21 protein-coding genes are annotated in these 21,734 nt (G+C 72.9%); 11 read left to right on the top strand and 10 right to left on the bottom strand.

The annotated features are described in order from the left end of the window. Both ACSU6L_RS12965 and ACSU6L_RS12960 read right to left on the bottom strand, forming a co-directional pair. Positions 1–879, bottom strand: a complete 879-nt coding sequence (locus ACSU6L_RS12965; protein ID WP_437056518.1) for an alpha/beta fold hydrolase — start codon at positions 877–879, stop codon at positions 1–3. 154 nt (positions 880–1,033) lie between these two features. Further along, positions 1,034–3,802, bottom strand: coding sequence for a DEAD/DEAH box helicase (locus ACSU6L_RS12960; RefSeq protein ID WP_437056516.1), 2,769 nt, complete (start codon positions 3,800–3,802; stop codon positions 1,034–1,036). A 486-nt stretch (positions 3,803–4,288) separates the two neighbouring features. On the opposite strand from ACSU6L_RS12960, the gene ACSU6L_RS12955 reads away from it, so the two are divergent. Continuing rightward, the gene (locus ACSU6L_RS12955) at positions 4,289–5,041 is read left to right on the top strand and encodes a ferritin-like fold-containing protein (protein ID WP_073940739.1); all 753 of its coding nucleotides are present in this window, start codon (positions 4,289–4,291) and stop codon (positions 5,039–5,041) included. Positions 5,042–5,193: 152 nt separating this feature from the next. Here ACSU6L_RS12955 and ACSU6L_RS12950 read toward each other — a convergent pair whose 3' ends face one another. The 4 genes from ACSU6L_RS12950 to ACSU6L_RS12935 all read right to left on the bottom strand — a co-directional run bounded on the left by ACSU6L_RS12950 (position 5,194) and on the right by ACSU6L_RS12935 (position 7,147). Further along, complete coding sequence (locus tag ACSU6L_RS12950; RefSeq protein ID WP_437056513.1) at positions 5,194–5,463, bottom strand: hypothetical protein; 270 nt, start codon at positions 5,461–5,463, stop codon at positions 5,194–5,196. Between the two features lie 216 nt (positions 5,464–5,679). Next, positions 5,680–5,907, bottom strand: coding sequence for a DUF3107 domain-containing protein (locus ACSU6L_RS12945; RefSeq protein WP_073940165.1), 228 nt, complete (start codon positions 5,905–5,907; stop codon positions 5,680–5,682). Between the two features lie 160 nt (positions 5,908–6,067). Beyond that, on the bottom strand, positions 6,068–6,715 hold the full coding sequence (locus ACSU6L_RS12940; protein ID WP_437056511.1) for a TetR/AcrR family transcriptional regulator: 648 nt from the start codon (positions 6,713–6,715) through the stop codon (positions 6,068–6,070). 207 nt (positions 6,716–6,922) lie between these two features. Beyond that, positions 6,923–7,147 carry a hypothetical protein gene (locus tag ACSU6L_RS12935; protein ID WP_437056509.1) on the bottom strand — a complete coding sequence of 75 codons (225 nt, stop codon included), beginning with the start codon at positions 7,145–7,147 and terminating at the stop codon, positions 6,923–6,925. Positions 7,148–7,381: 234 nt separating this feature from the next. Between ACSU6L_RS12935 and ACSU6L_RS12930 the strand changes: the two genes are divergently transcribed. The 8 genes from ACSU6L_RS12930 (at position 7,382) to moeZ (ending at position 16,281) form a co-directional block, all read left to right on the top strand. Next, positions 7,382–8,371 (top strand): alpha/beta fold hydrolase, encoded by a 990-nt coding sequence (locus ACSU6L_RS12930; protein ID WP_437056507.1) that lies wholly within the window; start codon positions 7,382–7,384, stop codon positions 8,369–8,371. An 8-nt stretch (positions 8,372–8,379) separates the two neighbouring features. Next, positions 8,380–9,807, top strand: a complete 1,428-nt coding sequence (locus ACSU6L_RS12925; RefSeq protein WP_437056505.1) for a DUF3152 domain-containing protein — start codon at positions 8,380–8,382, stop codon at positions 9,805–9,807. A gap of 187 nt (positions 9,808–9,994) precedes the next feature. Further along, positions 9,995–11,722, top strand: coding sequence for a DUF3492 domain-containing protein (locus tag ACSU6L_RS12920; protein WP_437056503.1), 1,728 nt, complete (start codon positions 9,995–9,997; stop codon positions 11,720–11,722). After that, positions 11,719–12,936 (top strand): hypothetical protein, encoded by a 1,218-nt coding sequence (locus tag ACSU6L_RS12915; protein WP_437056501.1) that lies wholly within the window; start codon positions 11,719–11,721, stop codon positions 12,934–12,936. The genes ACSU6L_RS12920 and ACSU6L_RS12915 overlap by 4 nt, the downstream gene beginning before the upstream one ends. Before the next feature lie 119 nt (positions 12,937–13,055). Beyond that, positions 13,056–13,265 (top strand): hypothetical protein, encoded by a 210-nt coding sequence (locus ACSU6L_RS12910; protein ID WP_437056499.1) that lies wholly within the window; start codon positions 13,056–13,058, stop codon positions 13,263–13,265. Beyond that, positions 13,262–14,302 (top strand): NAD-dependent epimerase/dehydratase family protein, encoded by a 1,041-nt coding sequence (locus tag ACSU6L_RS12905; protein WP_437056497.1) that lies wholly within the window; start codon positions 13,262–13,264, stop codon positions 14,300–14,302. Before ACSU6L_RS12910 ends, ACSU6L_RS12905 begins: the two co-directional genes overlap by 4 nt. After that, the gene (locus ACSU6L_RS12900; protein WP_437056495.1) at positions 14,290–15,039 is read left to right on the top strand and encodes a spherulation-specific family 4 protein; all 750 of its coding nucleotides are present in this window, start codon (positions 14,290–14,292) and stop codon (positions 15,037–15,039) included. Before ACSU6L_RS12905 ends, ACSU6L_RS12900 begins: the two co-directional genes overlap by 13 nt. A gap of 63 nt (positions 15,040–15,102) precedes the next feature. Next, entirely contained in the window at positions 15,103–16,281 is a 1,179-nt protein-coding gene (moeZ, locus tag ACSU6L_RS12895; RefSeq protein WP_437056493.1) for an adenylyltransferase/sulfurtransferase MoeZ, read from the top strand. Positions 16,282–16,435: 154 nt separating this feature from the next. Here the strand turns inward: moeZ and ACSU6L_RS12890 are convergent, their stop codons facing one another. Continuing rightward, positions 16,436–16,762 (bottom strand): hypothetical protein, encoded by a 327-nt coding sequence (locus tag ACSU6L_RS12890; protein WP_437056491.1) that lies wholly within the window; start codon positions 16,760–16,762, stop codon positions 16,436–16,438. Between the two features lie 248 nt (positions 16,763–17,010). On the opposite strand from ACSU6L_RS12890, the gene ACSU6L_RS12885 reads away from it, so the two are divergent. Both ACSU6L_RS12885 and ACSU6L_RS12880 read left to right on the top strand, forming a co-directional pair. Beyond that, positions 17,011–17,289, top strand: a complete 279-nt coding sequence (locus ACSU6L_RS12885) for a hypothetical protein (protein ID WP_437056489.1) — start codon at positions 17,011–17,013, stop codon at positions 17,287–17,289. Positions 17,290–17,448: 159 nt separating this feature from the next. Beyond that, positions 17,449–17,763 (top strand): hypothetical protein, encoded by a 315-nt coding sequence (locus tag ACSU6L_RS12880; protein ID WP_437056487.1) that lies wholly within the window; start codon positions 17,449–17,451, stop codon positions 17,761–17,763. 267 nt (positions 17,764–18,030) lie between these two features. Here ACSU6L_RS12880 and ACSU6L_RS12875 read toward each other — a convergent pair whose 3' ends face one another. The 3 genes from ACSU6L_RS12875 to ACSU6L_RS12865 form a co-directional block, all read right to left on the bottom strand. Then, positions 18,031–18,252, bottom strand: coding sequence for a hypothetical protein (locus ACSU6L_RS12875; protein ID WP_365507477.1), 222 nt, complete (start codon positions 18,250–18,252; stop codon positions 18,031–18,033). A gap of 159 nt (positions 18,253–18,411) precedes the next feature. Next, complete coding sequence (locus ACSU6L_RS12870) at positions 18,412–19,929, bottom strand: alpha/beta hydrolase (protein ID WP_437056485.1); 1,518 nt, start codon at positions 19,927–19,929, stop codon at positions 18,412–18,414. 134 nt (positions 19,930–20,063) lie between these two features. Further along, entirely contained in the window at positions 20,064–21,605 is a 1,542-nt protein-coding gene (locus ACSU6L_RS12865) for an alpha/beta hydrolase (protein WP_437056483.1), read from the bottom strand. Between the last annotated feature and the right edge of the window lie 129 nt (positions 21,606–21,734).

The raw sequence follows: 21,734 nt of genomic DNA, 5'->3' as shown, positions 1-21,734 counted from the left end.
CTAAGCCGGGCGGTGCCGGTCCCAGAAATCGGCCACCGCGCGGGCCGTCGGCAGCGGACGGTCCAGGTTGGGGGAGTGCTCGGCGCCCGTCACGACCGTGCGGTGCGCGTTCAGACGCCGGGCCATGTCGTCCAGCAGCGGCACCGGCCAGGTCCCGTCCCGGGTACCGGACAGCACATGGCACGGCAGCCGTACGGCGGCCAGCTCGCCGACCCGGTCCGGCTCGGTGCACAACTGGTGTCCCGTCGCCATGAGCTGCGCGGGCGAATGCCCCAGCCAGCGGCGGCGCAACTGCTCCGGGCCGCCCAGACCGCGAGCCGGCCCGCCCACGTCCTCCGGCGCGCCCATCGCCAGGATCGCCTCCCACACCTCGGCCATCGACATCACGGCCAGCGCGTCCCGCAGCAGCCGCACACGCTGCCGCTGGGCCACCGAGATCTCGGCCGGGCCCGAGGCGACGAGGGTGAGCGAGGCGAAGGCGGACCGATCGAGCAGAACGGCCGCGCGGGCGATCTGCCCGCCGAGGGAATGACCGAGGAGATGCACGGGAGCGCCCGCCGCGAGAGCGGCCGCCTGCGCCAGCACGTCCCGCGCCAACTCGCCCTGCGCGTAAGCCGATTCCTCGTCCACCGGCCCCTTCGACTCGAACTGGCCGCGCCCGTCCACGGCGATCGTCCGGTACCCGCGCACGGCCAGCGGCTCGTGCATCAGATGGAAGTCCTCCTTGCTCCCGGTGAACCCCGGCAGCAGCAGAGCGACCCCCCGCTGCTCGACACCGGAAGCCACGGGCACGTCCACGACGGCGAAGTCACCGCGGGCGGTACGGAGGGGGTAGGCGCGGGCGCCCGGGGGAGGGGCGAGGGCGGTGGGGGTGGTCACGGGGGGAGGGTAGCGGGGCGGGGTGTACGGGCGGGGGCGTCCGCGGGACGTTCCAGCCGTTCCGGCTGCACTGGCTGGCTGTACCGGCTGTTTCGCCCCGGGAACGCCGACGGCCCGGCCCACACGGGGTGGGCCGGGCCGTCGCACGGCGTGATCAGCTCTCCGCGGGCTCCGCGGCAACCGTGGCCTTGCGGGCACGGCGGACCTTCGGCGCCGCCTCGGTGCCCTCGGCCGTGGCCGCCGCCTTGCGGGTGCGGCGCGGCTTGGGCTCCGGCTCCTGCGCGGCCTGCGCCGGGATCTCGGCGACCTCCGTGGCCGTGCGTGCCGCGCTCGCCGCGGTCTTACGGGGGCGGCGGGTCTTCGGCTTGGCCTCGGCTTCCGGAGCGTCCGGGGTCTCCGTGGTGGCGGGGGCCTCGGACGGCTCGGCGGCCTTGCGGGTGCGACGGACCTTCGGCTTGGCCTCGGCGCCCTCGGCCGTGTCGACCGCGGTGGCTGCCGTGGTCTTGCGGGTGCGCTTGGGCTTGGCCTCGGCTTCCGGGGCCTCCATTGCGGGGGCCTCGGCGGGCTCGGCGGCCTTCCGCGTGCGGCGGGTCTTCGGCTTGGCCTCGGCGCCCTCCGCCGTGTCGACCGCTGCCTCGGCCGTGGCCGCCGCCTTGCGGGTGCGGCGCGGCTTGGGCTCCGGCTCCTGCGCGGCCTGGGCCGGGATCTCGGCGGCGGGCGCCTCGACCGGCTCGGCGGCCTTGCGGGTACGGCGGACCTTCGGCTTGGCCTCGGCTTCCGGGGTCTCCGTGGTCGCGGGGGCCTCGGCGGGCTCGGCGGCCTTCCGCGTGCGGCGGGTCTTCGGCTTGGCCTTGGTGCCTTCCGCCGTGTCGACTACGGCGGCTGCCGTGGTCTTGCGGGTGCGCTTGGGCTTCGCCTCGGCTTCCGGGGCTTCCGCCGTGGTGGGGGCCTCGGCGGGCTCGGCGGCCTTGCGGGTGCGGCGGGTCTTCGGCTTGGCCTCGGTGCCTTCCGCCGTGTCGACTACGGCGGCTGCCGTGGTCTTGCGGGTGCGCTTGGGCTTCGCCTCGGCTTCCGGGGCTTCCGGGGTCTCCGCAGCGGCAGGAGCTTCGACCGGCTCGGCCGTCTTCCGCGTGCGGCGGGTCTTCGGCTTCGCCTCGGCGCCTTCCGCCGTGTCGACCGCTGCCTCGGCCGTGGCCGCCGCCTTGCGGGTGCGGCGCGGCTTGGGCTCCTCCGTGGCCTCGGCGACGGGGGCCGCCTGCGGCTCCGGTGCCGACTCGGTGGCCGTCGGTTCCACGGTCGTAACGGCGTCGGCGGACCGGCGGGTGCGGCGGCGGCGCGGCTTCGCCGGGGCCTCGGGGGCCTCCGGAGCGTCGAGCTGGACCGTGGCCGGGCCCTCCGCCGTGGCCACAGGGGACTCCGCGGTCGTCGTCGCCTCGACCGGCGCGGCCGCGACAGCCTGCTCCGCCACGGCGCCACCGCGAGTGCGGCGACGGCGGCGCGGGGTGCGCGGTGCGGTGAGCGACTCGGCCGAGTCGGAACCGGCCGCCGGGGCCTCCGGCGCGGTCGTCGCGGACGGCGCCTGGGCGGCGGCCGGGTCGACGGGGGACCCACCGCGCGTACGACGGCGGCGGCGCGGCGTATGGGCCGTACGCTCGCGGTCGGCCGTACGGGACTCCTCGCGGCCGTCCTGGCGGCCGCCCCGGCCACCGCGGCCGCGGCCCGCACGGCCGCCCGGCTCGCCCAGGTCCTCCAGCTCCTCCGCGTCCAGTCCGGCGCGGGTGCGCTCCGAGCGCGGCAGGACACCCTTGGTGCCGGCCGGGATGCCGAGGTCCTCGAAGAGGTGCGGGGAGGTGGAGTAGGTCTCCACCGGGTCGTTGAAGTCCAGCTCCAGCGCCTTGTTGATCAGCTGCCAGCGCGGGATGTCGTCCCAGTCGACGAACGTGATCGCCGTACCCTTGGCGCCCGCGCGGCCGGTGCGGCCGACGCGGTGCAGGTACGTCTTCTCGTCCTCGGGCGACTGGTAGTTGATGACGTGGGTGACGCCCTCGACGTCGATGCCGCGCGCGGCGACGTCGGTGCAGACCAGCACGTCCACCTTGCCGTTGCGGAAGGCGCGCAGCGCCTGCTCGCGGGCGCCCTGGCCGAGGTCGCCGTGGACCGCGCCGGCCGCGAAGCCGCGGCGCTGGAGCTGCTCGGCGATGTCGGCGGCGGTGCGCTTGGTCCGGCAGAAGATCATCGCCAGGCCGCGGCCGTCGGCCTGCAGGATGCGGGCGATCATCTCCGGCTTGTCGAGGGAGTGCCCGCGGTAGACGAACTGCTTGATGTTCGCGACCGTGGCGCCCTCGTCGTCCGGCGTCGTGGCACGGATGTGCGTGGGCCGGTTCATGTACCGGCGGGCCAGGCCGATGACCGCGCCCGGCATGGTCGCCGAGAACAGCATGGTCTGCCGCTTGGCCGGGAGCATGTCGATGATCTTCTCGACGTCGGGCAGGAAGCCCAGGTCGAGCATCTCGTCGGCCTCGTCGAGGACGAGGGCCTTGACGTGGCTCAGGTCCAGCTTCTTCTGGCCCGCCAGGTCGAGCAGCCGGCCGGGGGTGCCGACGACCACGTCGACGCCCCTCTTCAGGGCCTCGACCTGGGGCTCGTAGGCCCGGCCGCCGTAGATCGCGGTGACGCGCACGTTGCGCACCTTGCCCGCGGTCAGCAGGTCGTTGGTGACCTGCGTGCACAGCTCGCGGGTGGGGACGACCACGAGCGCCTGCGGGGCGTCGGTGAGGGCCTCGGGCTTCGCGCGGCCCGCCTCCACGTCGGCGGGGACGGTGACGCGCTCCAGGAGCGGGAGGCCGAAGCCCAGCGTCTTGCCGGTGCCGGTCTTGGCCTGGCCGATGACATCCGTGCCAGCGAGGGCGACGGGGAGGGTCATCTCCTGGATGGGGAACGGGGTGACGATGCCGACGGCTTCCAGGGCCTCGGCGGTCTCGGGAAGGATCCCGAGCTCTCGGAACGTCGTAGTCAGGGTGCTGCCTCTTCTGTGTGGGCGGCGCGAGGCGAGCGCGGGGGTCGTGACAGACCGTGCCGGGGACGTCGGCTGCCTACGGGCGGGCCGTGGGGCACGGGACCGCGCCGACGCTCTAGCGCTCGAACCGCTGAGGGGTCCCTCCGATCGTCGTACGCACAGTGCCGTACGGTCAGGGAGGGCTGTCGGGTCGGAGCCGATCGGGCCACCGACCGGGCATCCTCATACGCGCGGCCTGTCGAGACACGTCGATATCAGCCGACGTATCAGCAGGCGCATTACCACCATACCCCGGATTCGCGCACATGCGATGGCCGATTCGGTCACGTAGTCGTCGTCACACTGGATGAGCAGGGACTTCCTCGGAGCGGCGAGCGGGCTATTGTGCGCTTCATGACCAGCTCTGACAAGCCTGCCAACGCCGCCGACACCTCCGAGAGCGCCGCCCCCACCGGCGTCGCCGCCCAGGACTGGGCGACGGCCTCCGCCGATCCGCAGTACCGGGCCGCGGTCGTGGACCTGCTGGGCGCCCTCGCGTACGGGGAGCTCGCGGCGTTCGAACGGCTCGCGGAGGACGCGAAGCTGGCGCCGACCCTGGAGGACAAGGCGGAGCTGGCGAAGATGGCGTCGGCCGAGTTCCACCACTTCGAGCGGCTGCGCGACCGGCTCACCGGGATCGGCGAGGAGCCCACCGCGGCCATGGAGCCCTTCGTCGCCGCGCTGGACGGCTTCCACAAGCAGACCGCGCCCTCGGACTGGCTGGAGGGCCTGGTCAAGGCCTATGTCGGCGACTCGATCGCCAGCGACTTCTACCGCGAGGTCGCGGCCCGGCTGGACTCGGACACCCGCGAGCTGGTGCTGGCCGTGCTCGACGACACCGGGCACGCCGGGTTCGCGGTGGAGAAGGTGCGCGCGGCGATCGACGCGGACCCGCGCGTGGGCGGGCGGCTCGCGCTGTGGGCGCGGCGGCTGATGGGTGAGGCGCTGTCGCAGTCGCAGCGGGTGGTCGCGGAGCGCGACGCGCTGTCGACGATGCTCGTCGGCGGCGTCGCGGACGGGTTCGACCTGGCCGAGGTCGGCCGGATGTTCTCGCGGATCACCGAGGCGCACACCAAGCGGATGGCGGCGCTGGGGCTGGCCGCCTGAACCGGCCGGGCGCCGTCCGAACCGGCGGGGCGTTGTCCGAACCGGCGGGGGCCGCCTGAGCAGCAGCGGCGGCGGGGTCTATTGGGGGTCGTCCCGGTCCTGCCGCCGTCGGCGGCGGGGAGTTGGGCGTCGTGGCCGGACCCGGCGGCGGCTCAGGCCGTCGCCGAGTGCCGGCGGAGTCTTCCCGCCGGGCGGAGCAGCAGCGAGAGCGAGGCGACCGAGACGACGACCGCGCCGAGCAGCACCAGCAGGAAGCCGGCGGCGTCCACCGCGGTGCGGATGAGGAAGGCGCCGAACAGCCCTCCGGCGACACCGGTCGACAGCACCAGGGGGCGGGCAGGCAGACGGTGCGGCAGCCGGACCGCGTACGTCCACGCCAGGACGAGGCCGAGGAGCGCGGAGCTGAAGGCTTCCAAGAACATGTAGGGGTCCTCCCACGTCGCCGTCCTGCCCTAACGGTCACAGCCCGTCATACCCCTGACCTGCGGAATGCAATCCTCCCCTGTGAAGGACTTGTGCGGTTTCCGTGCTTCGGGCGGCTGGTGCCGCGAGCGGCCCGTGCCCGCTGCCGCCGGGCATGCGTGAGGGCCCGCCGGGTGCGACACCCGACGGGCCCTCAGTTCTCGCTCGTGCGCCGCCTACAGCGCGCCGAAGCCCACCTTGCGCGGCGCCGGCTCGCCCAGCTCCACATAGGCGAGGCGGTCGGCCGGGACCAGGACCTTGCGGCCGTGCTCGTCCACGAGGCTCAGCAGCTGCGACTTGCCGGCCAGTGCCTCGGCCACCACGCGCTCGACCTCCTCGGCACTCTGACCGCTCTCCAGAACGATCTCGCGGGGCGCGTGCTGCACGCCGATCTTGACCTCCACGGCTATGTCCCTCCGAACGGTCAGTGTTGCGCGGGCGTCCGCGCCGTACCCAGCACACATTAGCCCGGTGAGGGGACGCGCACGCTCCGCGCGAGAACGCCGGTAGCGAACAGCGGACGGGAACAAAAACGCGCCCCCGCCCGCGCACCGGTCCGCCGCGTCAGTGCTGCGGCTGCTCCGTGCCGTGCAGCGGGAAGCCCGCGATGCCCCGCCAGGCCAGTGAGGCCAGCAGCTGCACCGCCTGGTCGCGCGGGACGCTGCGGTCGCTGTGCAGCCAGGAGCGGGCCACCACCTGGGCGAGGCCGCCGAGGCCGGAGGCGAGCAGCATCGACTCCGCGCGGGACAGACCGGTGTCCTCCGCGATGACGTCGCAGATCGCCTCCGCGCAGTCGTTGGTGACCTTGTCGACGCGCTCGCGCACGGCGGGCTCGTTCGTCAGGTCCGACTCGAAGACCAGGCGGAAGGCACCGCCGTCGTCCTCGACGTACGCGAAGTACGCGTCCATCGTCGCCCGTACGCGCTGCTTGTTGTCGGTGGTCGACGCCAGAGCGCTGCGCACGGACTGGATCAGGGACTCGCAGTGCTGGTCCAGCAGTGCGAGATAGAGGTCGAGCTTGCCCGGGAAGTGCTGGTAGAGCACCGGCTTGCTGACGCCGGCGCGCTCGGCGATGTCGTCCATCGCGGCCGCGTGGTAGCCCTGTGCCACGAAGACTTCCTGAGCGGCGCCCAGCAGCTGGTTCCGTCGGGCACGGCGCGGCAGGCGCGTACCCCGCGGGCGTGCCGCCTCTGTCTGCTCGATGGCTGTCACGCCGCCTCCCAAAATCGTCCACATGCGGTGTGCGCCGCGCCGCCATCGTACTTTTCGGTAACCGTGTCGTGCGCGGTGCGAGCGCAGAATTTCACGTACCGGACGGTGGCGATAGCCGCGCAAAAGGTTTCGATGAGATGCAGACCGGGCAAAAAATGTCCCCGTTCCTGGTCAGCGGTGCTCGCGTGGCTCCGGCGCGGAGCCGGATCACCGGTAGTCGTCCTCGTCGAGCCGGACCACGCGGGTCTGCTCGACGAGATCCGCCTCGTTGGCGCGGTCGGGGTCGAGGCCGGTCAGCGGGTCGTCGCGGTCCGGCTTGACGTCCGCGTGCTGCTCCGCCGCGTCGCCCTCGGGGGCCTCGACGTCGAACTCCCGGGCTTCCTCGCCTTCACCGTTCTCGAACGTCTCGGGGTCTGTGGGATCTACGGCCATGGTGGGCTCCCTTCCTACGAACGTCCCTGAGATAAGCAGGGGCCACACGCGGGTGCCCTCTGTACGAGCCTAGGAGACACCCGATCCGGACGCTATGCGATCCGCGTCCGGATCGTCACTCGGTGCGCATCGGCCGTCCCACTGCCGGAACGGCGCCGCTCTCTCGGAGTATTATCTGACCGCTGTGACGGCGAACACAGGAACTGCTACGTGATCACCTCGTAACATTGCCGCATGTCTTCGACCGAGCCAGCCTTCGTGCCGACTGCCAACGTGCTCCCGAAGGTCGCGCCCGTGCGGGTCGCGGAGGGCGAACGGCTCAGGTCGGTCCAGCTGCCGGGCATCACCCTCAAGGTGCGCTCCCGGCCGCCCGCGCGTGACGGACTCCCGCCCGCGCTCTACGTCCACGGCCTCGGCGGCTCCTCGCAGAACTGGTCCGCGCTGATGCCGCTGCTGGACGACGTCGTCGACAGCGAGGCCGTCGATCTGCCGGGCTTCGGCGACTCCCCGCCGCCGGACGACGGCGACTACTCCGTCACCGGGCACGCCCGCGCGGTCATCCGCTACCTCGACGCCGCCGGCCGCGGCCCCGTGCACCTCTTCGGCAACTCCCTCGGCGGTGCCATCACCACCCGGGTCGCCGCGGTGCGGCCCGACCTCGTCCGGTCGCTCACGCTCGTCTCCCCCGCGCTGCCGGAACTCCGGGTCCAGCGCACCGCCGTCCCCACGGCGCTGCTTGCGCTCCCCGGGGTGGCCGCACTGTTCACCCGCATCACCAGGGAATGGTCGGCCGAGCAGCGGGTCCGCGGCGTGATGGCGCTCTGCTACGGAGACCCCGGACGGGTCACGCCGGAAGGCTTCCGCAACGCGGTCGAGGAGATGGAGCGGCGGCTGAGACTGCCGTACTTCTGGGACGCGATGGCGCGCTCCGCGCGGGGCATCGTCAACGCCTACACCCTGGGCGGGCAGCACGGGCTGTGGCGCCAGGCCGAGCGGGTGCTCGCGCCGACCCTCCTCATCTACGGCGGCCGCGACCAGCTCGTCGGCTTCCGCATGGCCCAGCGGTCCGCCCGCGCCTTCCGCGACGCCCGGCTGATCACGCTGCCGGACGCCGGGCACGTGGCGATGATGGAGTACCCGGAGACGGTGGCGGCCGCCTTCCGCGACCTGCTGGCCGAGGAGGCCGCCGGCGACTCCGCCGCGTCCGTGAGCGCGGGGAGCTGAGACGCGACGTGGGACGCCACAGCCGCCGCGGTCCGGCACCGAAAGGTGAGAACACGGGCGCAAGCGGTACGGGAAGGCGACGGGCCGGGGGGTCCGCAGATACGGAGGGCTCACGGCGGGGGATTCCCGAGGGGGCGTCCGGGCGTGGGGGGCAGGGCTTCCCCGAGGGGACGCCTCCGCCCGGCACGCCCCGGTTCCCTGACGGCACCCCCGCGCATGGCATGCCCCGGTTGCCCGACGGCACTCCGGCGCCCGGCATGCCTCAGTTCCCCGACGGCACCCCCGCGCACGGCACGCCCCACGTTCGTGGCGGGCATCCCCAGCAGCGGGAACCCGGTGGTGGCTGGGGGGAGTTGCGGGGTCCCGCAGATGCGGCCGGGGCCGGGACGGGTACGGCGTCACGGCGTCCGGGGTCGCGGCGAGCGCGGCAGGCCGGCCCCCGGCAGGACTACCTGGACGCCTTCGACGCGGACGACGACGTCTTCACGCCCCTCACCCCGGCCGCCGACCCGTACGCCTCCGTCACCCGCTGGGACGCCGGCGCCCCCGAGCCCGAGCCCGAGGCCGGCGACGCCCCGCCGCCCGGTGAGCAGGGGCGCGGCGACGGCAAGCGCGACGGTGGCGGTGGCAAGGGACGGGCGTTCACCGGCATCGCGGCCGCCGCCGTGACCACCGTGCTGGCCGTGGTGGTCGCGGGCCAGGTCGCCGACGGGAGCGACAGCGGCGCCGTACGGCCGGAGGCGGCCGCCGACCAGGCGCGGGAGTCCCGCGACCCCGCCTCGCGCGGGGAGGGGCGGCCGACGCCGAGCGGTGCGCCGGCGCCGCCGGTGCAGCTGACGTACGCCCAGAAGATGGCGAAGACGTACCCGATGAACCCGTCGCTCGACGGTTCCGGGAAGTTCGAGGCGGTCGCCGGGATCGACAAGGCGCCGGGGACCGGGCAGAAGTACACCTACCGGGTGGACGTGGAGAAGGGGCTCGGGCTGGACGCCGAGCTGTTCGCGCGGGCCGTGCATCTGACCCTCAACGACGACCGCAGCTGGGCGCACAACGGCGCCCGTACCTTCGAGCGCATCCACTCCGGCGAGCCCGACTTCGTGATCACCCTGGCGAGCCCCGGGACGACCGCCGACTGGTGTGCCAAGTCCGGCCTGGACACCACGGTCGACAACGTCTCGTGCGACTCCGCGTCCACCGAGCGCGTGATGATCAACGCCTACCGCTGGGCGCAGGGCTCGACGACGTACGGCCAGGACGAGATACACGCCTACCGGCAGATGCTGATCAACCACGAGGTCGGCCACCGGCTCGGCTACTCGCACGTGACCTGCGACAAGAACGGCGACCTCGCTCCGGTGATGCAGCAGCAGACCAAGTTCCTGGAGTACGGCGGCATCCGCTGCAAGCCCAACCCCTGGGCGTATCCGCACAGCTGAGCACCGCGTGCCGGTCATCTCCTAGCGCGGCCGAACGCGGCCCGCACGGGAAAGTTACGACCGTTCACCCCTTTTGGTGGCGCGATGGACAACCGTCCGTCGCGCCACCGGCTTGTCCGCATACGTTCGTCCCGCTGCGAGCCGCCGGGTGACGGCGGCTCCCCACAGGGAGATCGGGGGTGCACTCGTGCGCATCGGACTGCTTACGGAGGGCGGCTACCCGTATGTGAGCGGTGACGCCAGGCTCTGGTGCGACCGGCTCGTGCGCGGGCTCGGGCAGCACGAGTTCGACGTCTACGCGCTCAGCCGCAGCGAGCGGCAGGAGGACGAGGGCTGGATCCCGCTTCCGCCGCAGGTCGGCAGGGTCCGTACGGCGCCGCTCTGGACCGCCGAGGACCACGGCGTCGGATACGGGAGGCGCGCGCGTCGGCGCTTCCAGGAGGTGTACGGCGACCTGGCCGCCTCGCTGTGCGCCGGTCCCGCGGACGTCGCGGGGCGCCCGGAGGAGGCTTCCGCCACTGAGGCGGACCGTTTCGCCAACGCGCTGTACGGGCTCGCCGAGCTGGCCCGCGAGGAGGGCGGGCTGGTCGGAGCACTCCGCTCCGAGAGCGCCGTGCGCGCACTGGAGCGCGCCTGTCGCGCGCCCGGCGCGTCACGGGCGGCGCGCGAGGCGGGCGTGCCGGATCTGCTCGGCGTCGCCGCACACCTCGAACGCGCCCTGCGCCCCCTCTCGCTCGACTGGTACGAGGACGACGGCCTCGGCTCGGTCGACCTCTGCCACGCGGCGTCCGGCGGCGCGGCCGCCCTGCCCGGGCTGCTCGCCCGGCACTTCCACGGCGTACCGCTGCTGGTCACCGAGTACGGCGTGCGGCTGCGGACGCACTACCTGGCCGCGCCGGAGTCCACCGGGTCCGCGCCCGCCGTCCGCGCGCTGGTCGCCGCCTTCCACGGCCGGCTCACCGCCGAGATCTACCGCCGCGCCGAACGCGTCACCTCCGGCAACGCGCACGCCCGGCGCTGGCAGGAACGCTGCGGCGCGGACCGGGCCAAGCTGCGCACCGTCCACCCCGGCATGGACGCCGCCCCCTTCGCGGAGGTGGGGGAGGCGCCGGAGAACGCCGACCCCGACACGCTGGTCTGGGTCGGCCGGATCGAACCGGCCAAGGACCTGGTCTCCCTGCTGCACGCCTTCGCCGAGGTCCGCAAGGAGGAGCCGACGACCCGTCTGCGGATCATCGGCGCGCCCGTCGGGCCGGAGGGCGCGGCCTACCTCGCCCACTGCGGGGCGCTCGCCGCCCAGCTCTTCCCCGACGAGGCGGAGGGACCGCACGCCGTCGGCGACAACCCGGTCTCCTTCGAGGAAATAGGCGGCCCCGAGACGCCGACGCCCGCCGAGGCGTACGCGTCCGGTGCCGTGACCGTGCTGTCCAGCGTCGTCGAGGGCTTCCCGATCAGCCTCGTCGAGGCCATGCTCTGCGCCCGGGCGACCGTGTCCACCGACGTCGGCGCGGTCGTCGAGGTCATCGGCGGCACCGGGCTCGTGGTGCCGCCGCGCAACCCGCGGGCGCTCGCGAAGGCGTGCGTGGCATTGCTGCGCGACCCCGAGCGCCGTGCGCGCCTGGGGGCCGCGGCGCGCGCCCGCGCACTCGAACTGTTCACCGCCGAGCAGAACGTCGCGGCGTTCCACGGCCTCTACCTCGAGATCGTCGCGCGGTGCCCGGTCCGGCGCGTCGTCCTCGACGGCGCCGGCGAACCGCTGCCGTTCGCCGTGCCCGCCGAGGCCCGCGTGGCGGGCCGCTGGACGACTCCCACGGGCGTGCCCGGCCTGTCCCCGGCGTCCGCTGTCTCTCCGGCGTCCGCTGTCTCCTCGGTGTCCGCGGTCTCCCCGGTGTCCGCTGTGAAGGGGATGCGATGAGCGATCTCGACCTGGAGCGCGCGCACTCCGTGGACGGGCCGTACCCCGTCGACGGTTGGTACCAGGCGGCGGACGGGCAGCCTTCGGACAAGCCGGCAGCCGCCGCTTCCCGCCGAGGCACGGCCGACCCCGTCAAGGCCCTGATGCACCGGCACCGCGAGCTGTGCGAGCGGGCCGTGGACCCGCTGGAGATCGCGGCCGGCCTGGAGGCGCACGGCATCACCGACCGGACCGCCGCCCGCTTCCGCCACCGGGATGTCTTCTCCCTCGCCGAGGAGATGTACGCCCGCGTCCCACGGATCGCCGACACGCCCGCGCCCCCGGCGCCGCCCGCGGCCTCCGGGGTGCGCGGGGACTGGGTCGTCCGCACCCTGCTGCCCGGCGTCGCCTGCGCGGCCACCCTCGCCGGACTGCGCCTCACCCACGGCCAGGCCCGCCTCGCCGTGGCCGCGCTGGGCCTCCTCGCCTCGGCCCTCGCCGTGCGCGTGGCCCTGACCCGCGGCCCGCTCGGCGCGCACCGCCCCGGACCGGCGTCCACGCCCCGCGCCGCCGCCGTACGCACCTGGACCTGGTGGCTCCTCGCCTACGCCGTCCTCGGGGACGGTCTGCTCACCGCCGCCGCCACCGGAGGCCCCGACGCCCTGCCGAGCGGCGCCCCCGACACCTCCTGGCCGGTCGACACCGCCGCCCTCGCGGCCCTCACCCTGTCCTGCGCCCCCGCCGCCTGGAGCGCCCACCTGTTCACCGCCGGCGCCCGCCGCAGACTGACGGCCAGCCGCGGCCTGGAGGAGTTCACCACCGCCGTACGACCGCTGCTGTTCGGCGCGTTCGTGCTGTACCTGGCCGCCCTCGCGGGCCTGCACACCCTCGCGGCCACGGTCCTGGACGAGCCCGCCGCCCATGCGCAGACCCTGACCCTGGGTGCCCTGCTGCTGCTCGCCCGCCTGCTCGCCGCACACGGTTTCACCCACGCCCCGGCGCTGGTCCTCGGCGCCGCCGCGGCGGCCGAGGCCACTGCGGCGGCCTGCCTGTTCGCCGCCCGCCTCCCGGGCTGCGGCCTCCTCTCCACGCCCGTGCAGACCCTCATGGACGCCTGGGGGCCCGGCAGCGTCCCGGCGCTGGTCTGCGGAGCCGGCGCGCTGACGCTGCTGATCCACGCGAACCGCACCCTCGTCCGCGCCTCGGCCCACGCCCGGAGGGACGCCCGATGCTGACCGCCGCCCCGCACCCGGCGCGGTCCGGCCGCGCCGCCACCCCGAACCATCCATCCGCCGCGGGCGGCCGGCCAGGCCGCCGCAGGCACCCGCACCACGCCCTCGAAGGAGAACACCAGATGACCACCTCCCGACCCGGAATCCCCGGAGCGCCCGGAGCCACCGGCGCGTTCGGTGTTCCGTCCGGAGCGAACGGAACCACCGGCGTGACGGGCGCCACCGGCGTGACGGGCGTCACCGGCGTGACCGCAGCGACCGGAGCCGCCAGCGCCAGTGCGTCCCGTGCCGTCCAGGTGATCGACGCGCGCACCCCGGGAGTCGCCCGATGAGGGTTCTGCTGATCGGAGCCAACGGATACCTCGGCCGCTTCGTCGCCGACCGGCTGCTCGCCGACCCGGCCGTCCAGCTCACCGCGCTCGGCCGCGGCGACGACGCCGACGTCCGCTTCGACCTCGCGTCCGGCAGCCCCGGCGCGCTCACCCGATTCCTCGACGCGGTCCACCCCGGCGTCGTCATCAACTGCGCCGGCGCCACCCGGGGCGGCGCCCGCGAACTCACCCGCCACAACACGGTCGCCGTCGCCACGGTCTGCGAGGCCCTGCGGCGCAGCGGCTGCGGCGCCCGGCTGGTGCAGATCGGCTGCTCCGCCGAGTACGGCCCCAGCCAGCCCGGCTCCTCCACCGCCGAGGACGCCGTCCCGCGCCCCGGCGGCCCGTACGGCGTCAGCAAGCTCGCCGCCACCGAACTCGTCCTCGGCTCCGGCCTGGACGCGGTCGTCCTGCGCGTCTTCTCCCCGGCCGGACCCGGCACCCCCGCCGGATCACCGCTCGGCCGCCTCGCCGAGGCGATGCGCCGGGCCATGCAGACCGGCGACGGCGAACTCAAGCTCGGCGGCCTCGGCGTCCAGCGGGACTTCGTCGACGTCCGTGACGTGGCCCGCGCGGTGCACGCCGCCTCGCTCTCCGCCGCCCAGGGCGTCATCAACATCGGCTCCGGCCGTGCCGTACGGCTGCGGGACGCCGCCGCGACGCTCGCCCGCGTGGCCGGTTACGGCGGCGCGCTGCACGAACTCGACGGCCCTCCCGGCCCGCTCCGCCCCGCCATCGGGCATCCGCGCCCCGAAGCCCTCGCCCACCACCGCGGCGAACCGCTCGCACACCACCGCGGCGAATCCCTCGGGCACCACCGCGGCGACTCCGACCACCCGCCGCACGCCGCCCCGGTCGCCTACCCGTACCCCGACGGCTGCGGCAGCTGGCAGCAGGCCGACGTCCGCACCGCCCGCGACCGGCTCGGCTGGCGGCCCCGGATCAACCTCGAGGAGTCCCTGGCCGACATCTGGATGGAGGCGGCATGCCGCATCTGACCAGCGCCGCGGCGACCACGTCGGGGACCGGCGTCCGCACCGGCCTGGGCGTCCCCGGCTACGCCCACCCGCTGCTGGCGCCGGCCGAGTGGGGCGAGTTGACCCGCCCCGGCACGCCCCTGGACTGGGTCGTCCTCGACGTCGCCGCCGGCCCCGGCACCCGCCCCGACCCGCACTGCCTCCAGGCGGCCACGCGGCTGCGCAACGCGGGCGTCCGCGTCCTCGGCCGCCTGGACGCCGTCCACGGCGCCCGCGACTTCGGCGAGACGATCTCCGACGCCCACCGCTACCTGGACTGGTACCAGGCCGACGGCTTCCTGCTGGACCGCTGCCCGACCGACCGCGTCTCGCTCCCCGAGATGCGCCGGACGGTCACCACGCTCCGGGCACTGCGTGACGATGCCCATGTCGTCCTCGGCCACGGCACCCACCCGCATCCCGACTACGCCGAGAACGCCGACCAGCTCGTGACCTTCTCCGGGCCCTGGAGCGACTACCGCTGGTCGCAGGCGGCGGCCTGGACCGCCGACTATCCGCCCGAGCGCTTCTGCCACTTCGTCCACGGCATCCCGGGCGGTCACCTGGACGAGGCGCTGCGCATCGCCCGCTGGCAGGGCGCGGCCACGATCTGGTTCACCGACCGCGCGGATCGCGGCGGACGAACCGACCCGTGGGAGACCATGCCCGGCTACTGGGACGAAATCGTCTCGCGGATCGGAACAGGTGTCTCGGAATGAAAAAGGCCATGGCAGTGTTACGGCAAGAACAACCGTACTGATTGACCGACCAACGGAGTCCCCGTGTCGCTGCCACCCCTGGTCGAGCCAGCATCTGAGCTCACCGTAGACGAGGTCCGCAGGTACTCCCGCCACCTGATCATCCCCGATGTCGGGATGGACGGGCAGAAGCGGCTGAAGAACGCGAAGGTGCTCTGTGTGGGCGCCGGCGGCCTGGGCTCGCCGGCCCTGATGTACCTGGCCGCGGCGGGCGTGGGCACGCTCGGCATCGTGGAGTTCGACGAGGTCGACGAGTCGAACCTGCAGCGCCAGATCATCCACAGCCAGTCCGACATCGGCCGCTCCAAGGCCGAGTCCGCGCGCGACTCCGTCCTCGGCATCAACCCGTACGTGAACGTGATCCTTCACGAGGAGCGGCTCGAGGCCGACAACGTGATGGACATCTTCAGCCAGTACGACCTGATCGTCGACGGCACGGACAACTTCGCCACGCGTTACCTGGTGAACGACGCCTGCGTGCTGCTGAACAAGCCGTACGTGTGGGGCTCGATCTACCGCTTCGACGGCCAGGCCTCGGTGTTCTGGTCCGAGCACGGCCCCTGCTACCGCTGCCTCTACCCGGAGCCCCCGCCCCCCGGCATGGTCCCCTCCTGCGCCGAGGGCGGCGTCCTGGGCGTGCTCTGCGCGTCCATCGGCTCCATCCAGGTCAACGAGGCCATCAAGCTCCTCGCCGGCATCGGCGAGCCGCTGGTCGGCCGACTGATGATCTACGACGCCCTGGAGATGCAGTACCGCCAGGTCAAGGTCCGCAAGGACCCCGACTGCGCGGTCTGCGGCGAGAACCCGACCGTCACCGAGCTCATCGACTACGAGGCCTTCTGCGGCGTCGTCTCCGAGGAGGCCCAGGCGGCGGCCGCCGACTCGACGATCACTCCCAAGCAGCTCAAGGAGTGGATCGACGACGGCGAGAACATTGACATCATCGATGTCCGCGAGATCAACGAGTACGAGATCGTCTCGATCCCCGGCGCCCGCCTGATCCCGAAGAACGAGTTCCTCATGGGCACCGCCCTGGAGAACCTGCCGCAGGACAAGAAGATCGTCCTGCACTGCAAGACGGGCGTCCGCAGTGCGGAAGTCCTCGCGGTCCTGAAGTCCGCCGGCTTCGCCGACGCCGTCCACGTCGGCGGCGGCGTCATCGGCTGGGTCAACCAGATCGAACCGCACAAGCCGGTCTACTGATCACCGGTCTCGCCGACCAGCGGGACTGACGAAGCCCACGGCTCTGACAAGCTCAGATGCCGTGGGCTTCTGTCGTTGTTGGTCGGCATCGGGTGACCTCGGACGGCCCAGGCTTTGCCGGACCGTGGACCGTATTCGTAGCTGTCTCGCGGGCTTATAGGTCAAGGCGGGACGCACTGTCGCCGCGCCTGACGACGACGTGTGCCGGCCGGAACGGCAGACCGCGCAGCGTCGGCTCCATGACCTTGAAGAGAGCGTCTCCATCCGGTCCGTAGGCGTAGAGGACGGCCTCGCCCGCGCCGAACTCGTTGCCGTCGAATTCCCCGACCCCGGCCTCATCGATCGCTGCTGCCATCACCTCCCCGGCGTCGTAGACCTGCTCTCGCTGGTCGGCGTCGCCGAAACCGTCAGTGGCAAGCCGGAAGTGCGCGATCACGGCGTGCTCGTCGTCCCCGCTGTCCGGGGCACTGGGTGTCTCCATGGCGGAGACATTCTCATGGGGCTCTGACACCGCCTGCCTCGGCCGGGGGCACCGGGAGCTGGTGGCACGACCTCTTCGCTCCCGAAGCAACTTGGGCGGGCGCCCGGCCTTGAACCGGTGCGCTTCTCACCCGCGGCGACAGTCCATGGGCGTTCGTGGTTGTCCGCCGTTGTGCGCGGGCGTTGTCACGCAGTTAGACACTCACGTTCCCCCACGGCGGTGTCGTAGGGCTCGGTTAAGTTGCCTGCATGATTAACAGGGATCCGCTTGTACCGGCACTCACCGGCCTGGTCGTCGACGTCATGTGGTGGTTGGACAGTTGCGGGGACGAGGAAGTGGATCCAGACTCCGCGGTGAAGATGATGGAGAACGTGGGCTGGGTGCTCCTGCAACTGCCCTCGGACCAACGCCAACGGCTCTTGCAGGTGCTCGCGGACCTGGCCGTGAGGGAGCAGGACCCTGCACGGCGCGAGTTACTGGAGTCGTTCCCCTTCGCGATCGGCATGGTCGAGGAGCACGAGGACTGAGGTGAGCTGGCTGCGACCTCAGTTCAGCCACTACTGATCACCGGTCCCGCCGACCAGCGGGACTGACGAAGCCCACGGCTCTGACAAGCTCAGATGCCGTGGGCTTCTGTCGTTGCCGGACGACGACGGGCCGGAATCCCAACAATGAGGGGGGAAGTCATGGCACTGGGCCGCAAGGGATCGCGGCGCATAGTCGTCGACGGCACGGTCTACCGCTGGCGGCTGCGCCGCAGGCCCACGTACAGCCAGGCTCTCTGCTGGTCGCCGTGCACTTACGCCGTGGAGCACGCGGATCGTCCCGGAACGACTCTCGTCGTCACCACCGACCAGCCTCACCCCGGCAATTGGCTCGGAGGCCCGGGCAGCCCGGTATTGCCCTCCGACGTGGCCGACGCCATCGCGTCCGCCCTGCGGCAGGGCTGGGTGCCCACGCGTACGGGCTCACCGTTTCAGCTCGACCGGTCCGCCGGCTGAGCAGCCCCTAGGCGGCCTTGGACCGCGCCGCGCGGGTGCCCGGAGCGGGTACCTGGGGCGCGTCTGCGTCCTCGGTGGAGAAGATCTCGTCTTCTCCGAAGTCCGGGGCGTGGAACGGGTTCGTCGCCGGAGGGGGCGACACTGCGGTGGAACGGCGGGGTTGCCCTTCCAGCGCGGAGAACAGCGACGTCGGGTCGATGAGAGGTCTGCCTTTCGTTGCAGGTCCCTGAGGGGACCTGGCGTGCCATGACCGGGCACGACGGTTTCCTACAGCTTGGTCATCTTGGCGTAGGGGCTCAAGATCCGCTTCTGCGCCGAGCCGAAATCCACGAGGGCCGCGATTCCGTCCTCGATGCCGACCACCCGGCCCAGGCCGTACACGTCATGCGTGACCTGGTCGCCCATGGCGAAGTGCTTGGGAGCCGGCGCGACCGGGGCCTTGAAGGGGCTGGTGGGCAGATGACGCTTTGGTGCCGGAGGCTTTGTCATAGCTCAGTATGAGCCCACGTGTGTCCCGCTTGCTGTGGCCATTGGCACAGATCCGGACGGCAGCGACCACGGCACGCCGCTGACCTGGTGTTTCGTGAGCCAGGGTGAGGCGAAACTCGCCATTGCCGGCCCGCCCGTGCGAGCCGGCAGCCGGCGGGGTCAGGAGCAGACCGTGCCGTCCTTCGGCGGCGTGCCGTCCAGCAGGTAGGTGTCCACCGCCGAGTCCACGCAGTCGCTGCCGCTGCCGTAGGCGCCGTGGCCCTCGCCGTTCCAGGTCAGGACGACGCCGACGTCCTTGCCCAGCTCGTCCGCCATCCTGCGGGCGCCTTCGACCGGGGTCGCCGGGTCGCCGGTGTTGCCGACGGTGAGGATCGGGGGCGCGCCGGGAGCGCTCACCTCCGGGGTGTCGTGCTGCCCGGCCACCGGCCAGTCGTGGCACCAGCCCGCCGTGTCCCAGCCGAGGAAGGCGCCGAAGACGGGCGAGATCTCCTCGAACTCGGGCAGGAGCGCCTTCGTCTGTGCGGGCGTCGGACGCTGCCGGTCGTCGAGGCACGATATGACGCGCTGGGAGTGGGTCGTCGTGCCGTAGTTCCCCGACGCGTCGCGCTCGTTGTACCCGTCGGCCAGTGCCAGCAGCTCGGAGCCGTCGCCTTCCTCGGCCGCCTCCAGGGCGCTGGTCAGGGCGGGCCAGCCGTCCTTGCTGTAGAGCGGCAGCACGATGCCGGTCACCGCGAGGGTCTGGGTGAGCTTGCGGTCGGGGGAGGAGGTGGGCAGCGGCTCGGCGTCGATCCGGTCCAGCAGGTCCGCTATCTTCCGGGTGCCCTCCGCGGGGTCCTGGCCCGTCGACTCCAGGTAGTCGTTCAGCGCGCGCTGGAAGCCCAGGGCCTGGTTCTTGGCGTGGCCCACGGTGTCGGCGCTCGGGTCGACGACCGCGTCCAGGATCATCCGCCCGACCTTCTCCGGGAAGAGGTGGGCGTAGACGCCGCCGAGTTCGGTGCCGTAGGAGATGCCGAAGTAGTGCATCTTCTCGTCGCCGAGGACCTGGCGCATCAGGTCCATGTCGCGGGCGGTGTCGGTGGTCGAGACGTGCGGCAGCAGCTTCCCGGCGGCCTCCTGGCAGCCCTTGCCGAAGTCGGCGGCGTCCTGGAAGTACGCCTTCTCCTCGGCCGCGGTGTCGGGGGTGGCGTCCACCTTCGCCTCGGCGGCCTGGATCTCCTCGTCGTCGCGGCAGCGCACGCCCTCGCTGGCGGCGACGCCCCGCGGGTCGAAGCTCACCAGGTCGTACCGCTCGTGCAGCGTGGAGACGGTGGATGCGTACGACGGCATCATCGAGACGCCGGAGCCGCCGGGCCCGCCGAAGTTGAACAGCAGCGAGCCGATGCGGTCGTCGCCGGTGGCCTCGGCCCGTATCAGCGCGACACCGATCGTCTCGCCCTCGGGCTTGTCCCAGTCCAGTGGCACCTTCAGCGTGGCGCACTGCCACTCGCCGCCAGGGGCCGACGCCTCGTCGGTGGCCTCACAGCGCCCCCAGTCGAGCTTCTGCGACGCCAGCGAGGAGTTCGAGGACGGAGAGCTGTCCCCGTTCTTCCCGGACTGCGCGTCGCCGGACGAGTCGCACCCCGACACCAGCAGCGCGGCGGTGGCGCCGAGCGCCGCCCACCGTACGAAACGAGCCATGGACGCATCCCCCCTCGTAGGCCTCCGCCGCTCGCCGGCGAATGGCTGTCAGGCCATGGTAGGCATAACCCGCCCAGCCCGCCGCAGGCTGTGGATAACGTCCTGACCTGCGGGTTCGGCGCGATCCTTCGGTGCTAGGAGCAGACCGTGCCGGCCGCCGGCACCTTCCCCTCCAGCAGATAGCCGTGCACCGCGTCCTGCACGCACCTGTTCTTGCTGTCGTACGCCCCGTGCCCCTGCCCCTTGTACGTCAGCTCCACACCGACGCCGGGGCCCAGCGCCCGCACCATCTTCCGGGTGCCCTCGTACGGCGTGGCCGGGTCGCCGGTGTTGCCCACGACGAGGATCGGCGCGGCGCCCGGCGCGCTCACGTCGGGGTGGTCGGCGGCGCCCGGCACCGCCCAGTCGGTGCAGCTGAGCATGCCCCAGGCGAGGTAGTCCCCGAAGACCGGCGAGGCCGCCCGGAACGCGGGCAGCTTCTCCTCCACGTAGGCGGGGCTGTACCGCGGCTTGTCGTCGGCGCAGTTGATGGAGACGTTGGCCGCGGCGAGATTGCTGTACTCGCCGTTGGGGCTGCGTCCGTTCATCGAGTCGGACAGCATCATCAGGATCTCCCCGTTCCCGTCGTACGCCTGCTCCAGGCCCTCGGTCAGGTACTCCCAGAAGTCCTGCGAGTACAGCGCCTGCGCGATGCCGCCGGTCGCGGCGGTCTGGGTCAGCCGGCGCGGGAAGATGCCCTCGATGGGCTTGCTGTCGAGGTCCTTGAGGAACGTGGCGATCCGCTTCTCGACGTCCTCGGCGGTGTCCCCGATCGGACAGGCCTCCTCCTTCGACACGCAGTCCTCCGCGAAGTTGCCGAGCGCGCGCTGGAAGCCCCGGGCCTGGCCGAGCGAGCCCTGCTCGGGGGTCTGCGTCGGGTCGACGACGGCGTCGAAGACGGCGCGGCCCACCTTCTTCGGGAACAGGTGGGCGTAGACGCCGCCGAGTTCGGTGCCGTAGGAGATGCCGAAGTAGTGCAGCTTCTCGTCGCCGAGCACCTGGCGCATCAGGTCCATGTCGCGGGCCGCGTCGGTGGTGAGCACGTGCGGCAGCATCGTCTTGGAGTTCTTCTCGCAGGCCGAGTTGAAGCCGCGGACGTTGTCCACCAGGTCGGTGCGCTCGGCGGCGTCGTCGGGGGTCGCGTCCTGCTGGAAGTAGGCGTCGAGCTGCTGGTCGTCCTCGCACAGCACGGGGTCGCTGCGGCCCACCCCGCGCGGGTCGAAGCTGACCAGGTCGTAGCGGGTGCGCAGGGTCGCGTAGTCGTTGCCGAAGGCGGGCAGCGTGGTGACGCCCGAGCCGCCGGGGCCGCCGAAGTTGAAGATCAGCGAGCCGATGCGGTCGTCGCCGGTGGCCCTGACCCGGATCAGCGCGAGCCCGATGGTGTCACCGTCCGGGTCGTCCCAGTCGCGGGGCGCCTTCATGGTGGCGCACTGCCACTCCCCGTTGCCCGGCAGCGGCGACGGGGCGTCACCGCCGCCCTCCGCCTGCGACGGCGCCGGGCACTCCTCCCAGGTCAGCTCCTGCCGCGTCAGGTCCTCGTCCTCGGCCTCGTCGTCGCCGCACCCCGCGAGCAGGGAGGTCAGCAGCAGGGCGGAGGCGGTCACGGCGGCGGCGCGCAGCAGGGCGGGGTTCGGCATGTCCCCATCCTGCGGCGGCACCCGGCGGGGCGCTCGGGCGCGGGCCCGTACGAGGTACGCGCGCGTGGGGACGCGGGGCGCGGCCGTACGCGTGCCGGCCGGGACCGGCCGGGGAAGCCTCGCCTGCCC

It is taken from the genome of Streptomyces sp. enrichment culture (assembly GCF_964272855.1).
Taxonomy (GTDB): domain Bacteria; phylum Actinomycetota; class Actinomycetes; order Streptomycetales; family Streptomycetaceae; genus Streptomyces.
This window is presented reverse-complemented; position numbering and strand designations above follow the sequence as displayed.